Here is a 14,891-nt window from a genome sequence, read left to right as displayed (position 1 = left end):
AATTCTCTGATGAATAGAGAAGAAATTACCCTACTCGGGTTTGAAATCGTTGCTTATGCAGGCGATGCCCGCTCACGTCTCCTGGAAGCCTTGTCGGCTGCACAAGCGGGTGATTATGACAAAGCTGAGTCACTTGTTGAAGCAGCTGGTGAATGCATCACAAATGCACACAAGGCTCAAACAAGCTTGCTTCAAAAAGAGGCACTTGGGGAAGATTTGGCATTTAGTGTGACCTTGATGCATGGTCAAGATCACTTGATGACAACCCTGTTGTTAAAAGATATGATGAAACATATGATTGAACTTTACAGAAGGAGTAATCGCTAATGAATGCTTTGATTAACGCGTTAGAAAAACAAAAACCGTTATTTGAGAAAATTTCACGGAACATTTATCTCCGTGCTATTCGTGATGGCTTTATCGCCAGCATGCCAGTTATTCTTTTCTCTAGTATTTTCCTGTTGATCGCTTTTGTTCCAAACATTTTCGGTTTTACATGGAGCGATGATGTTGTCAGCATGCTGATGAAACCTTATGGCTATACGATGGGTGTTGTTGCTTTGCTGGTTGCTGGAACAACAGCGAAATCATTGACAGATTCTGTTAACCGTGATTTGGAAAGTACCAATCAGATTAACTACATGTCTACCATGTTGGCATCAATTACAGGCTTTTTGTTGCTAGCTTCTGATTCTATCGAGGGTGGTTTTGCTAATGGCTTTTTGGGTACGAAGGGTTTGCTTTCTGCCTTTCTGGCGGCTTTTATCACCGTTAACATCTATAAGGTCTGTGTGAAAAACAATGTCACCATTCGCATGCCTGCAGAGGTTCCACCGAACATCTCTCAGGTCTTTAAAGACTTGTTCCCATTCTCTTTTTCAATCTTTGCGCTCTATGGTTTAGATTTGCTTGCCCGCAATACCATTGGAACCAGCGTTGCTGAAGTTATTGGTACGCTACTTGCCCCGCTCTTTACAGCAGCAGATGGTTACCTTGGTATTACCATTATCTTTGGTGCTTATGCTCTCTTCTGGTTTGTTGGTATCCATGGTCCATCAATTGTTGAACCAGCGATTGCAGCCATTACCTATGCTAACATTGAAACCAACTTGCAATTGCTCCAAGCAGGTCAGCATGCCGACAAAGTGTTGACTTCAGGGACACAAATGTTTATCGTGACCATGGGTGGTACAGGTGCAACCTTGGTAGTCCCATTCATGTTCATGTGGTTGACAAAATCCAAACGAAATCAGGCCATTGGACGCGCCTCAGTTGTTCCGACGTTCTTCGGTGTTAACGAACCCATTTTGTTTGGTGCACCTCTTGTTCTTAACCCAATTTTCTTTGTGCCATTTATCTTGACACCAATTGTAAACGTTTGGATCTTCAAGTTCTTCGTTGATACCTTAGGCATGAACAGTTTCTCTGTGAACCTTCCTTGGACAACTCCAGGACCGCTGGGTATTATCATGGGAACACAGTTTGCAGCCCTGTCGTTTGTTCTTGCAGCGTTGCTTATTGTTGTTGATGTTGCTATCTACTATCCGTTCTTGAAAGTGTATGATGACCAAATTTTAGCAGAGGAAGCGGCTGGTACCAGCAATGATAGCTTGAAAGAAAAAGTTGCGGCGAACTTTAATACAGCTAAAGCGGATGCCATTCTTGAAAAAGCTGGTGTGACAGAAAAAACATCTGAAACAGCAATCACTGAGCAAACCAATGTCCTCGTCCTTTGTGCAGGTGGTGGCACCAGTGGTCTCCTGGCTAATGCCTTGAATAAAGCAGCTAAAGAATATGGTGTTCCAGTAACTGCAGCTGCTGGCAGCTACGGTGCTCACCGTGAAATCTTGCCACAATACCAATTGGTTATTCTTGCTCCTCAGGTTGCCTCTAACTATGAAGATATCAAAATTGAAACGGATAAACTTGGTATTAAATTGGCTAAGACTGAAGGTGCTCAATACATTGGTTTAACTCGTGATGGTCAAGGTTCACTTGAATTTGTTAAGCAACAATTTGAAAATTAAATAAGAAAACATGGAAGGTTGGGGGAACTCAGCCTTCTATTTGCTTAGAAGAACTAGTTTTAGAAGAGGAATATGATGACAAAAACATTGCCAAAAGACTTTATTTTCGGTGGAGCGACAGCTGCTTATCAAGCAGAAGGGGCAACAAAAACAGACGGTAAGGGACCAGTTGCCTGGGATAAATACTTGGAAGAAAATTACTGGTACACTGCAGAGCCAGCTAGCGATTTTTATAACCGTTATCCAGTTGATTTGAAGTTAGCAGAGAAATTTGGTGTTAATGGCATTCGGATTTCGATTGCTTGGTCACGCATTTTTCCAACTGGATTTGGCGAGATCAATCCCAAAGGTGTTGCATACTATCACAATCTTTTTGCGGAATGTCATAAACGCGGGGTGGAGCCATTTGTCACACTGCACCATTTTGATACCCCGGAAGCACTACATTCAAATGGTGACTTCTTGAACCGTGATAATATTGACCACTTTGTGAATTATGCAGCCTTTTGCTTTGAAGAATTCCCAGAAGTTAATTACTGGACAACATTCAATGAAATTGGTCCGATTGGCGACGGACAGTACTTGGTCGGAAAGTTCCCTCCTGGAATCCAGTACGATTTAGCTAAGGTCTTCCAATCTCACCATAACATGATGGTATCACATGCTCGTGCGGTTAAACTCTATAAAGATAAGGGTTATACTGGTGAAATTGGAGTGGTTCATGCCCTGCCGACTAAATACCCCTATGATCCTGAAAAACCAGAAGACGTTCGTGCAGCGGAATTAGAGGATATTATCCATAATAAATTTATCCTTGATGCCACCTATTTGGGTCATTATTCTGAAGCAACCATGGCTGGAGTTAATCATATTTTAGCGATTAACGGCGGTGAATTAGATCTCCGTGAGGATGATTTTGCAGCCTTAGAAGCAGCCAAAGATCTTAATGATTTCTTGGGAATTAACTATTATATGAGTGATTGGATGCGTGCTTTCGATGGTGAGACGGAAATCATTCATAATGGCAAGGGAGAAAAAGGCAGTTCTAAATACCAAATTAAGGGGGTAGGACGTCGTGAGGCACCTGGCAATATTCCAAAAACTGACTGGGATTGGATTATTTACCCACAAGGGTTGTATGATCAAATCATGCGTGTCAAAGCAGATTATCCCAACTATAAAAAAATCTATATTACAGAAAATGGTCTGGGATATAAGGATGAATTTGTAGATGGCACTGTTTATGATGATGGTCGGATTGACTATGTCAAGAAACACCTAGAAGTGATTTCTGATGCGATTGCTGACGGTGCAAATGTCAAAGGCTACTTTATCTGGTCTCTGATGGATGTTTTTTCATGGTCAAACGGCTACGAAAAACGGTATGGTTTGTTCTATGTTGATTTTGAAACTCAAGAAAGATACCCTAAGAAATCGGCTTATTGGTACAAAGAAGTAGCTGAAACGTTAACGATTTCATAAGGGATATTTTTGACGGGAGGGTCTTACTTAAAGCCTCTCCCTCTTCTGCGTGGAGGATAGATGATGGTTATTCAATTAAAAAATGATGAGCTGACGGTTGAATTTTCAACTTTGGGCGGAGCTCTTTCGTCAATCAAAGATAAAGACGGTATCGAATACCTTTGGCAGGGAGATGCCACTTATTGGAGTGGGCAGGCACCTGTGCTGTTCCCGATTTGTGGTAGTTTACGAAATGACAGAGCCATCTACAGCGATAATGAAGTTGGTTTTATGCCACGTCATGGTCTCGTTCGAAAGTGTGCCTTTGAATTGGTAGAACAAAAGGAGAATCAGGTAACATTTGCTATTCAAGCAACTGATGAGATGTTGGCACAATACCCTTATCGGTTTGAATTGAAGATTACTTATACCTTAATTGGAAAAACGATTAGGATAACTTATCAGGTAATCAATCATGAAACAGAGAAGGAATTGCCTTATTTTATCGGTGGTCATCCTGGTTTCAATTGTCCTCTACTGGAGGGGGAATCTTATGAAGATTACTACCTTGAGTTCGAGACTGATGAAACCTGTACCGTTCCACGGAGCTTTCCAGAAACTGGTTTGTTGGATGTAAACGATCGTACACCATTTTTGAATGGACAAAAGATTTTAGATTTAGATTACGATTTATTTAGTCATGATGCGATTACGCTAGACCAACTGATTTCTCGTAGTGTCGGCCTCAAATCTAGAAAAAGTCATAAGGGTCTGAGAGTGGATTTTGCTGATTTTTCAAATCTTATCATTTGGTCAGCAACCAATAAAGGTCCATTTATTGCCCTTGAACCCTGGAGTGGTCTGTCGACGTCTCTTGAGGAAGGTGATCACTTCCACCAAAAACGCCAGCTAGAAATAGTTGAACCGAGTCAAACGAGTAGTAAAGAGTTTGACATCATTATCTTATAAAGGTAAGAATCGTTCTAATTTTTATTGGCTTTTTCTACCATTTGTCAAGTCTATCAAGGTATTTGACGAAAAAAATTTGAGCCCAGTAGGCAAAACAAGGAAATTATTTTATTTTGGTTCAAAGTTTGGTTTAAAAAGTGCATACAAAAGGAGCCCCTTATCTAGCATTTTTTGAAACAAGGTGCTACAATGATAGAGCATAGATGACTTTACTGACTTTTGGCTAAAGTGTAGTCGTAAAGCTTGTTATGCGTCATAAGGTAATACATTGTCCTGATGAGGCGATGTATGGCGGCAATCGTGTGCGGTTTCGTTGAAGCTGTTTGCGATTGTCTTTTTCGTTTCTCGTAAAAATCAGCGATATGGCAAGGCTTGGTGTGGCTGGCAGAAGCGATGTTGTGAATACACTTGAAGAGAATCTTTTCTGGCATAAGGATTGCCTCTTTTGGTGATACGTTCCTTGGCAAGGAAGTTCCCAGACTCATAGTGCCCCAAGTCAATGCCGATAAAAGCATTGATTTGATTGGCAGATCGAAACCGGCGAATGTCTCCCAATTCGCCAATGATAGCTGTAGCTGTCGTTTCTGCGATACCAGGTATGGAGAGGAGAATCTCGTATTCTGGTAATGACTGAGCCAGTTTGACCCTGTCATCTAAAACAGCTTTCCGACGGTCAGATAGTCTAAGCAGTTCTTTTGCATAGTAACGGACCTCTTCAAGTATTGGAGAGGTTTTCTTGACCGCACAATAGCTTTGTTTAGCCAGTTCTTTGAGTTTGTCAGCCAGATAGGTAGCTCGCTTGTCAGAAATGCGTTTGGTCGTAGATTGACGAATACTATTATTCAATTGACTTTGAGTTAAATGTAATACAAATTCTTTAGATGGGAAAGCAATCACCAAGTTCCAGTACTGTTCCCCAGTTGAGGCAGACAAGAAATTTTCCAATTCTGGAAAAGTAACCTGTAAAACCTTGTGCAAACGATTTTTAGCGCACACGATATCCTCAGTCAGATGTTGATAGAAACGGCTGAGATCACGCAAATTTTGATAGACTTCCTCCTGAACGTAGGTTGTTTTGCGATTGAGGATAAACTGGGACTGCGCCAGTTTTTCAGCATCGATTTTATCTGTTTTACGGACACGCAAGCTGTCCAGTTGTTTCTTGGCTTCTAAGGGATTGAGTCGTGTATAAGCATAGCCATTGTCCTCGAGAAAAGCTTGAAGACGACGAGAATAAACGCCAGTCGCCTCGAAGACAATCTCTAGCTTGTGGAAGGTTTTCAAGTCACCAAGTAGCCGATGGAATCCTATAGAATCATTAGGCATGGTGTAGCCATGAACCTTCTCACCATTGACCACAATAGCCACCTCTGAATTGCCTTACTCACATCAATTCCAAATACTGCACGCATGATATTACCTCTTTGTCTTGAATGATTCCTTGTTTTAGTGATTTCATTTTCCATACGCGACGTCAAGCGCCATAGAGCCCTACGACTTTACAAGCCACCTCTACGTTATCACAAAGGAAAAGCAGTGAGTACTTTCTCCCGTCGGAGATTTCTTCACTACTAATCTTAGTATGTTTGTCGCTTTACTTCTGTTTGGCTTTGGGTTACGAGTTAACTAAAATCTATGCCGATGAAGAAGGATTGAATTTGACACCGATTAACGGTGCCTTGCTGTCGCTATTTGCCTTTATCATGGCAGTGCCTCAGTTGATTTTTGATGGTGGTGTGATGAAGGCCATTCAAAACTTAGAAGAAGGCGCGGTTGTTGTTGATGGTTGGGCAATGGGGAACGGTGTGTCACGTTTTGGGACGACTGGGATCTTTACGGCGATTATCATGGCAGTTGTAGCGGTATTGCTCTACCGTCTTTGTGTGAAAAACAACTGGGTTATCAAGATGCCAGAAGCCGTTCCAGAAGGAGTTTCTCGTGGTTTTACAGCTTTGATTCCAAGTTTCGTAACAGCTTTCTTTGTTTTGATTCTCAATGGTGTCCTCATCGCTATGGGAACAGACATTTTCAAAGTAATTGCTATTCCATTTAGTTTTGTATCAGGGTTGACTAATTCATGGATCGGTATCATGATCATTTACCTGTTGACGCAGTTGCTCTGGGTAGTTGGTATTCACGGTGCTAATATCGTCTTTGCCTTTGTTAACCCAATTGCTTTAGCAAATATGGCTGAAAACGCTGCGGGGGCCAATTTTGCAGTTGCTGGTGAGTGGTCTAACATGTTTGTCATTGCTGGTGGTTCAGGGGCAACTCTAGGGCTTTGTATTTGGCTAGCAACACGTGCTAAGTCTGAGCAGTTGAGTGCTATTGGTAAAGCCTCATTGGTACCAGGTATCTTTAACATCAACGAACCGTTGATCTTTGGTATTCCAATCATTTATAACCCAGCGCTGGCTATTCCATTTATCTTAGCGCCAATGACATCTGCGACAATTTATTACTTTGTCAATGCGATGGGCTTGATTCGTCCGGTTATTGCCCAAGTGCCGTGGCCAACACCAGTTGGTATTGGAGCATTCTTAGGAACAGCAGATATTAAAGCTGTCCCAGTAGCCATCATCTGTGCGCTAGCAGCCTTCTTTGTCTATTACCCATTCATTCGTGCTTACGATAAAAAATTGTATGCGGAAGAACAAGGAACGATTACTGATTCTGTGTCTATTTAAACGACCATTCACCAAAACTAGTCCTATGTGGGCTAGTTTTTTCTGAGATTTTTTTGACAACTCTCCATTTTTGTTTTTAGCCCAAAAATAAGGTATAATAGTAGAGATAGGCAAGGAGAGCTTGCCAGCGTCCCTCGGCGATTGAATGAAGAATACTGAGAAACAACAGCTCTAGGAAATGTCTAGACTAGGCCGTTTCAGTTGGTTTTCATCTTGCGTTTGAAGGGATTAGACTGTTAGCGACTTGGTCAAACCGTTGGCGACCGAGGACCGTGATAAAAAAACAAGGACAGGTCTGATAGAGTTAAGAGGAAGAAAGGCTAAAGCAAGCACTAGCCCTAGCTTTTTCAGACAGTTAAGGATGAAAAAGGAGAAACAATGCAGCAACAGATTAAAATTATGGCGCTGGGTGGGGTTCGCGAGAATGGCAAGAACCTTTATTTGGCAGAGATTGAAGAGACAATTTTCGTTATGGATGCGGGGCTCAAGTACCCTGAAAACGATCAGCTTGGGGTAGATTTGGTTATTCCCAATATGGACTATCTCCAAGAAAATAAGGACCGAGTGGCAGGGGTCTTTCTGACCCACGGGCATGCGGATGCGATTGGAGCCTTACCTTATTTGTTGGCCAAAGTCAAGGTGCCTGTCTTTGGTTCGGAGTTAACGATTGAATTGGCTAAGTTAGTGGTCAAAGATTATGCCCCGACCAAGTCCTTTAATGACTTTCATGTCATCAATGCAGAGACGGAGATTGATTTTGGAGTGACAGAGGTATCCTTCTTTAGGACTACCCACTCGATTGCAGAAAGTCTGGGTCTGGTCTTTAAAACACCAGCTGGTAATATTGTTTACACCGGAGATTTTAAGTTTGATCAGGCAGCGACTGAAGATTATCAGACGGATTTGGCACGTCTGGCTGAAATTGGCCGTGAAGGTGTTTTAGCCCTTCTCAGTGATTCTGCCAATGCTGACAGTAAAATTCAGATTGCTAGCGAGCGCGAAGTGGCAGATGAGGTGATCAATGTCATCGGTGATTGCCAGGGACGTGTGATTGTTGCGGCGGTTGCCAGCAATCTGTCACGAATTCAGCAGATTTTTGATGCCGCTGATGTGACTGGCAGACGGGTGCTTTTGACGGGGCATGATGTGGAAAACATTGTGCGCACAGCGATGAAACTTAACAAACTTAAGATTTCAAACGAGCGTCTGATTATTAAACCCAAAGATCTCAGTCGCTTTGCGGATTATGAGCTAGTGATTTTAGAGACTGGGCGCATCGGTGAGCCTTTGGAAGGACTCCGCAAGATGGCTGTTGGCCGTCATCGTTATATCAGCATAAAAGATGGAGATACGGTCTTTATTGCAACGACACCGACAGTAGCCAAGGAAGCCTTTGTTGCCCGGGTAGAAAACCTAATCTATAAGGCAGGTGGTGAGGTCAAATCTATCACTAACAATTTGCGCGTATCAGGTCATGCCAATTTCCGTGATCTACAAATGATGATCAATATTCTGAAACCGAAATTCCTCTTCCCGATCCAAGGCGAGTACCGCCAATTGGCTGCCCATGCAGATGCAGCGCAAGAAGTGGGCATTTTGCCTGAAAATATTCTCATCATGAAACGTGGGGATGTCATGGTGTATGAGGCGGGCGACTTCTTGCACAGCGGATCAGTACCGACGGGAGATATCTTACTGGATGGCCAGGCTATTGGGGATTTGGGCGATGTTGTTCTCCGGGATCGTAAGATTCTGTCTGAGGACGGGATTTTTATTGTAGCAATGACCGTTAACCGTAAGCAGAAGAAACTCATTGCAAAGGCCAAAGTACACACACGAGGCTTTGTCTACGTGAAAAAAAGCAAGGATATTTTGAGTGAGGCGGCTGAATTGGCCAACCGTTCCGTGGAAGATTACTTGACCAAAGATCAGTTTGAATGGGCAGAGTTGAAAAACTTGGTTCGTGATGAACTGAGTAAATACCTCTTTGATCAGACCAAGCGTAGGCCAGCCGTACTGCCTGTATTGATGGAAGTTCGCTAGCGATTAAAAGGACCTGGATTCATAAAAGTAGCAACGAATGTTGAAGAGATTGAGGGCTTTTTCTGAGATCAGCCTAAGCTTAGAGGGTTGAGGTGGCGTTTAGAAAGGCCTTCATAGAAGCCGTGCTTTCTATTCTTCTGTTTGACGTGTTACTTTAGGATACAGGTTCTCCGTTTATCCATAGTTTTGAAGGAGGAAAGAGTTGTGGCTGTTTTTGAAATAGAGTATTCGTCTAAAGTGCTGGGACAGTATCGTCAGGTCAGTGTGATTTACCCAGATAGGGATTATCTTGAGGTAGGGGAGGCAGATACCGACATCCCAGTGCTCTATCTCTTGCATGGTATGGGAGGGAACCACCAGTCGTGGCGGTCTCGGACTAACTTGGAACGGCTGGTTCGAAAAACCAACTTGATTGTTGTGATGCCTAATACGGAAAATGGTTTCTATACCAATACCACATATGGGGTAAATTACTACGATGCCATTGCTGAAGAGTTGCCTCAGATTTTGAAACGTTTCTTTCCTCAGATGACGCAAAAACGTGAGAAGACCTTTATTGCAGGTTTGTCTATGGGAGGTTATGGTGCGTTTAAATTGGCTTTTTTGACCAATCGCTTTGCTTATGCGGGTTCATTTTCAGGTGCTTTAGGATTTGACGTTAGTCTACGGGGAGAGAGCGAGAAAGAAATGGCCTACTGGAGAGGGATTTTTGGTCAGGATGACATCTTTGAAGCCAGTGATAATAACCTTCTGGTTGCAGCTAAACATTTTGACCGAAAGACCCAGTTATATGCTTGGTGTGGTGAGCAGGATTTTCTCTTTGAGACCAATCAAAAGGCGGTCAAGGATTTACGGGCATTGGGCTTAGAGATTGATTATCGGACTTCGCCGGGTCGCCATGAATGGTATTACTGGGAACAGCAATTGAATGTGTTCTTGGAGCGTCTTCCGATTAACTATGTCAAGGAAGAACGGCTATCTTAAGCTGAAGAGCTTTCATTCCTAGGTTGTTCGCTGATGAGGCTTACGGTAACCCCTTGCTTCCTTGAACAAGCCAGGTGCCGTATTCAGGAGATGATTCGTGGATAGAGATTTTAAGATTTTTTTGAGATTGGTGGTTTAAGATGTAAGCTGTGATTGTAGGGCTACGTTTAACCTTGATGAGGAAAGCAGTGTAGCCACACCTATGTTACCCCAACTAATCGCTTAAGGAGATACCTCATGAAAACCTTACGTTATTTAGCGCATCTTTATCCACAGCAGCTACTGTTGCTCTTGCTCAACAGTAGCCTCTTTATCTGGCTGAGAGTTACCGTTTCAAATCTTTTAGAGACTTCAGGGATTGCCGAAAAATATGCACTCTATGCACCAGATTGGTTAAAAAGCTTGACTAACAACAGTTTTTTAGCCTTTGAAACCTTCTTAAAGACTTCCTCTTGGGCCTGGTTGGTAGCTAGCCTGATCCTTATAATCCTCTGGCGATGGTTATCGCGCTTGATCAGGTTTGTTTTTTTGCTTGCCCTGTTGGCTATTGTTGTTTGGTTGATTTACAAAGCGAAAGTTTGGCAACAGCTTTAAAAAGGATTAGGGATTTTAGGGGCATTTAAGTAAGAAAAATGATGAAATGAGCCTCATCAGCTGGTTTCATCTTTCTTTTTTTTTGAAAAGTGGTACAATAGGTCTATCTATTTTTGAAAGGCTACCTATGAAAAAAAGTTTTATTGATCAGCAAGAAGAAATTTCATTTGTTAAAAATACCTTTACCCAGTACTTGATTGATAAGTTGGATATCGTTGAGGTGCAGGGACCGATTCTTAGCCGAGTTGGCGATGGTATGCAGGATAATCTATCTGGGGTAGAAAATGCTGTGACCGTCCATGTCAAACTGATTCCTGACGCGGTTTATGAGGTTGTGCACTCTTTGGCCAAGTGGAAACGCCATACATTGGCACGATTCGGATTCAATGAAGGGGAAGGTCTCTTTGTTCACATGAAGGCTCTTCGACCTGATGAAGATTCACTAGATCCGACGCATTCGGTCTATGTGGATCAGTGGGACTGGGAAAAGGTCATTCCAACAGGGCGAAGAAATTTGGCTTACCTCAAAGAAACCGTAGAACAGATTTACAAGGCTATTCGCTTAACGGAGTTAGCCGTTGAAGCTCGCTATGACATCGAGTCGGTCCTTCCCAAGCAGATTACGTTTGTCCATACAGAAGATTTAGTGACGCGCTATCCGGACTTGACCAGCAAGGAACGGGAAAATGCTATTGCTAAAGAGCATGGTGCTGTCTTTTTGATTGGGATTGGAGGAGAGTTAGCAGATGGTAAACCTCATGATGGCCGAGCGCCTGACTACGATGACTGGACGACGCCGTCTGAAGCAGGTTACAAAGGCTTAAATGGGGATATTTTGGTTTGGAACGAAGAACTTGGAACCGCCTTTGAATTATCTTCTATGGGCATTCGAGTTGATCAGGACGCTTTGCGCCATCAATGTTTACTGACAGGTGATATCGAACGGTTGAACTTTGACTGGCATCAATCGCTCTTAAAGGGAGAATTTCCTCTATCCATCGGAGGTGGTATCGGCCAATCTCGTCTAGCTATGTTCTTACTTCGTAAAAAACATATCGGTGAAGTCCAATCCAGTGTTTGGCCGACTGCTGTGCGTCAAGAGTTTGATAATATTTTATAGAGATGGTTTTAGAAGAACAGATTTTTCAAGCTAAAACCTTTGACAAGGCTCAGTTATTAGCCTTTGGTTTTGAAAAAAGATCAACACAGTATTGCTACCGAGAACGTATCTTAGAGGGCCAGTTTGAGGCGCACATACAAATAACAGAGCAAGGACAGTTATCTGGTCAATTGATTGATACAGATCTAGACGAAGAATATACTGCATTTCGGACCAACCAGGTGGGAGCTTTTGTTGGGCAGGTTCGTGAAGCTTATCAGGAACTTTTAGAGCGGATTGCAGGGGCTTGTTGCCAGGAAAACGCCCTTCACTCTCCTCAAGGACAGCGCTTAGAGGCTCACCTATCTGCAAGCTATAATGATTCGCCAGAGGAATTTGGGCGATTTAAGGGGATTTTCACCTTTCGTCACCCAGCCAATCAGAAATGGTATGCGCTTGCCATGGCCATGCCCTTCGGGAAATTGGACTTGGGACCGGAAACCTATTCGAAGGACCAGTTGGACGCAACTGTTGAAGTGCTCAATCTCAAAATCCATCCAGAAGATAAGGAACGCTTACTGGCTAAGCCTGGCATTTATCCTAGCTACCACATGAACAAGACTCACTGGGTGACGGTGGTCTTGAACGATGAGGTACCAGATGAGGAACTGTTTGCCTTGGTGGCTGATAGTCGTCAGTTGGTTGCCCAAGGCAAGGGGCAAACAGAGGTAGCGGATGGCTACTGGCTGATTCCTGCCAATCCTAAGTTATATGATATTGACCAGGAATTTTCAGCAAACCGTTTTGTGTCCTGGCCCCAGAAAAAGGGAATCGGTGTTGGACATAAGGTCTACATCTACTTGACAGCGCCTTATCGCTGCTTGCGCTATGCTTGCCGGGTAGTTGAGCTCCGTGCGGAGAGACAGGAGATGGTGCTAGAATGTTTCGCGACCTTTTCAGACAACCAGTTTCCTATTACCTTCTTGCAAGAACATGGCATCAAAGCAATCCGTAGTACCAGACGAATGACGCCAGGTCTCGTCAAGGCTTTAAAAGCGGATAAACTGTAAATAAGCAGGGATTTTTCCCTGTTTTTTTGCTATAATAGAGCCATGATTATTTTCTCAGCCAATAAGATTGAACGCTCTTTTGCGGGCGATACCCTTTTTGATAATATTTCCCTTCAGGTTGATGAGCGTGACCGCATTGCCTTGGTTGGCAGAAATGGTGCTGGCAAGTCCACTCTACTTAAGATTTTGGTGGGAGAAGAAGCTCCGACTTCTGGTGACATCAGCAAGAAGAAGGATCTTTCCCTCTCTTATCTGGCACAAGATAGTCGCTTTTCGTCGGATAAGACCATCTATGCCGAGATGCTGGCGGTGTTTGACGACCTGAGACAGACCGAGAGCCGTTTGCGGGCTATGGAGGGGCAAATGGCAGAGCTGACAGGTGCTGCTTTTGACCGCTTGATGGTCGACTATGACCAGCTGTCGGAGGACTTCCGTAGTCGTGGTGGTTTTACCTACGAGGCTGACCTCCGTGCGATCCTTAACGGTTTTAAATTTGACGAGAGCATGTGGGAAACCCCTATTGCGGAGCTGTCTGGTGGTCAGAATACCAGACTTGCTCTGGCCAAAATGCTGTTAGAAAAACCAGAACTCTTGATTTTGGACGAGCCGACCAACCACTTGGATATTGAGACTATCGCTTGGTTAGAAAATTACCTAAAGAACTATCAAGGGGCGCTTATCATCGTCAGTCACGACCGCTATTTCTTAGACAAGGTTGCCACTATCACGCTGGATTTGACTCCGCATTCTCTTGACCGTTATGTTGGAAATTATTCCCAGTTTATAGCACTCAAGGCTCAAAAACTAGAGACCGAGGCTAAAAACTACGAGAAGCAGGCCAAGGAAATTGCCAAGCTGGAAGATTTTATCAACCGCAACATCGTCCGTGCCTCGACCACCAAGCGGGCCCAGTCTAGACGCAAGCAACTGGAAAAGATGGAACGCTTGGACAAGCCCCAAGCTGGGCAAAAATCTGCCAACATGACCTTCAGGTCAGAGAAATCTTCTGGCAATGTGGTCCTGACCCTTGATCAAGTCGCCATAGGCTATGGCAATGAGGTCTTAGCTCAGCCCATTTCCCTAGACGTCCGAAAATATGACGCTATTGCTATCGTTGGTCCAAATGGCATTGGCAAGACCACTCTGATCAAGTCTATGGTCGGGCAACTCCCTTTTGTTGCTGGAGAAGCTGTTCTTGGCGCCAATGTTGAGATCGGCTATTACGATCAGACCCAATCAGCCCTGACCAAGAGCAATACGGTCATAGATGAGCTCTGGAATGCCTTTCCGACCACGCCGGAGGTGGAGATTCGCAACCGTCTGGGGGCCTTCCTCTTTTCTGGCGATGATGTCAAAAAGTCTGTTGCCATGCTGTCTGGCGGTGAAAAAGCGCGCTTGCTCCTCGCCAAGCTATCTATGGAGGATAATAACTTCCTGGTGCTGGACGAGCCGACCAACCACTTGGACATCGATAGCAAGGAAGTCCTGGAGAACGCCCTGATTGACTTTGACGGCACCCTGCTCTTTGTCAGCCACGACCGCTACTTTATCAACCGTGTCGCCACCAAAATCCTTGACATTTCAGCAGACGGCTCGACCCTCTATCTGGGCGATTATGATTATTATGTGGAGAAAAAGGCAGAGCAGGAAGCTAGACACCAAGCTGCTCAGCTGACAGCAGCTAGCCCAACTGACACCCCATCAGCTGGCGCTAGCGATTACCAGTCCCAAAAGGCAGACCAAAAAGAACGCCGCAAATTAGCCCGCCGGATCGACGAGATTGAAAACCAGCTAGAAACCCTAGAAAACCGCCAAGCAGAGATTAACCAAGCCATGCTGACCACCAACGACCTCGGCCAACTGACCGACCTCCAAAAAGAGCTGGAAAGTTTAGACGAGCAGCAGATGCTACTCATGGAGGAGTGGGAAAACTTGAGTGAGGAACTGGGGGAGTAGA

Annotated in this window: 10 protein-coding genes and 2 pseudogenes; 11 read left to right on the top strand and 1 reads right to left on the bottom strand. The window is 44.0% G+C overall.

Translation table 11 applies throughout. The features are described from left to right. The first annotated feature begins 9 nt into the window (after positions 1–9). From HF992_RS07705 to HF992_RS07690, 4 genes are all read left to right on the top strand, one after another. Positions 10–327, top strand: a complete 318-nt coding sequence (locus tag HF992_RS07705; protein ID WP_168549464.1) for a PTS lactose/cellobiose transporter subunit IIA — start codon at positions 10–12, stop codon at positions 325–327. Continuing rightward, positions 327–2,027 (top strand): lactose-specific PTS transporter subunit EIIC, encoded by a 1,701-nt coding sequence (locus HF992_RS07700; RefSeq protein ID WP_168549463.1) that lies wholly within the window; start codon positions 327–329, stop codon positions 2,025–2,027. Before HF992_RS07705 ends, HF992_RS07700 begins: the two co-directional genes overlap by 1 nt. A 75-nt stretch (positions 2,028–2,102) precedes the next feature. After that, complete coding sequence (lacG, locus tag HF992_RS07695) at positions 2,103–3,509, top strand: 6-phospho-beta-galactosidase (RefSeq protein ID WP_168549476.1); 1,407 nt, start codon at positions 2,103–2,105, stop codon at positions 3,507–3,509. A 63-nt stretch (positions 3,510–3,572) separates the two neighbouring features. Beyond that, positions 3,573–4,457: an aldose 1-epimerase family protein gene (locus tag HF992_RS07690; protein WP_168549475.1), complete on the top strand. Its 885-nt coding sequence runs from the start codon at positions 3,573–3,575 to the stop codon at positions 4,455–4,457. 209 nt (positions 4,458–4,666) lie between these two features. On the opposite strand, the pseudogene HF992_RS07685 reads toward HF992_RS07690, so the two are convergent. Next, positions 4,667–5,869 (bottom strand): annotated as a pseudogene (locus tag HF992_RS07685) (IS110 family RNA-guided transposase). Positions 5,870–6,043: 174 nt separating this feature from the next. On the opposite strand from HF992_RS07685, the pseudogene celB reads away from it, so the two are divergent. The 7 genes and pseudogenes from celB to HF992_RS07650 form a co-directional block, all read left to right on the top strand. Further along, positions 6,044–7,144, top strand: a pseudogene (gene celB, locus HF992_RS07680) (PTS cellobiose transporter subunit IIC); the annotation flags it as partial. A 378-nt stretch (positions 7,145–7,522) separates the two neighbouring features. Then, positions 7,523–9,187: a ribonuclease J gene (locus HF992_RS07675; protein WP_168549462.1), complete on the top strand. Its 1,665-nt coding sequence runs from the start codon at positions 7,523–7,525 to the stop codon at positions 9,185–9,187. A 204-nt stretch (positions 9,188–9,391) separates the two neighbouring features. Continuing rightward, positions 9,392–10,171: an alpha/beta hydrolase-fold protein gene (locus tag HF992_RS07670; protein WP_168549461.1), complete on the top strand. Its 780-nt coding sequence runs from the start codon at positions 9,392–9,394 to the stop codon at positions 10,169–10,171. A gap of 237 nt (positions 10,172–10,408) precedes the next feature. After that, a complete protein-coding gene (locus HF992_RS07665; RefSeq protein WP_168549460.1) occupies positions 10,409–10,765 on the top strand; it encodes a hypothetical protein in 357 nt (118 codons plus the stop codon). Positions 10,766–10,892: 127 nt separating this feature from the next. After that, a complete protein-coding gene (asnA, locus tag HF992_RS07660) occupies positions 10,893–11,885 on the top strand; it encodes an aspartate--ammonia ligase (RefSeq protein ID WP_168549459.1) in 993 nt (330 codons plus the stop codon). 2 nt (positions 11,886–11,887) lie between these two features. Further along, entirely contained in the window at positions 11,888–12,934 is a 1,047-nt protein-coding gene (locus HF992_RS07655) for an MmcQ/YjbR family DNA-binding protein (protein WP_168549458.1), read from the top strand. 42 nt (positions 12,935–12,976) lie between these two features. Then, complete coding sequence (locus tag HF992_RS07650) at positions 12,977–14,890, top strand: ABC-F family ATP-binding cassette domain-containing protein (RefSeq protein WP_168549457.1); 1,914 nt, start codon at positions 12,977–12,979, stop codon at positions 14,888–14,890. The last annotated feature ends 1 nt before the right edge of the window (position 14,891 follow it).

Origin of the sequence: Streptococcus ovuberis, from assembly GCF_012396585.1 — a bacterium.
Classification (GTDB): domain Bacteria; phylum Bacillota; class Bacilli; order Lactobacillales; family Streptococcaceae; genus Streptococcus; species Streptococcus ovuberis.
Note: the sequence above shows the minus strand (reverse complement) of the source record. Positions and strands in the feature narration are given on the sequence as shown.

What these genes read in the sequence shown, in the direction of transcription:
- HF992_RS07655 (WP_168549458.1), top strand. Translation starts at nt 11,888, where the DNA reads ATGGTTTTAGAAGAACAGATTTTTCAAGCTAAAACCTTTGACAAGGCT.
- HF992_RS07705 (WP_168549464.1), top strand. Translation starts at nt 10, where the DNA reads ATGAATAGAGAAGAAATTACCCTACTCGGGTTTGAAATCGTTGCTTAT.
- HF992_RS07650 (WP_168549457.1), top strand. Translation starts at nt 12,977, where the DNA reads ATGATTATTTTCTCAGCCAATAAGATTGAACGCTCTTTTGCGGGCGAT.
- HF992_RS07700 (WP_168549463.1), top strand. Translation starts at nt 327, where the DNA reads ATGAATGCTTTGATTAACGCGTTAGAAAAACAAAAACCGTTATTTGAG.
- HF992_RS07665 (WP_168549460.1), top strand. Translation starts at nt 10,409, where the DNA reads ATGAAAACCTTACGTTATTTAGCGCATCTTTATCCACAGCAGCTACTG.
- HF992_RS07675 (WP_168549462.1), top strand. Translation starts at nt 7,523, where the DNA reads ATGCAGCAACAGATTAAAATTATGGCGCTGGGTGGGGTTCGCGAGAAT.
- HF992_RS07690 (WP_168549475.1), top strand. Translation starts at nt 3,573, where the DNA reads ATGGTTATTCAATTAAAAAATGATGAGCTGACGGTTGAATTTTCAACT.
- asnA (WP_168549459.1), top strand. Translation starts at nt 10,893, where the DNA reads ATGAAAAAAAGTTTTATTGATCAGCAAGAAGAAATTTCATTTGTTAAA.
- lacG (WP_168549476.1), top strand. Translation starts at nt 2,103, where the DNA reads ATGACAAAAACATTGCCAAAAGACTTTATTTTCGGTGGAGCGACAGCT.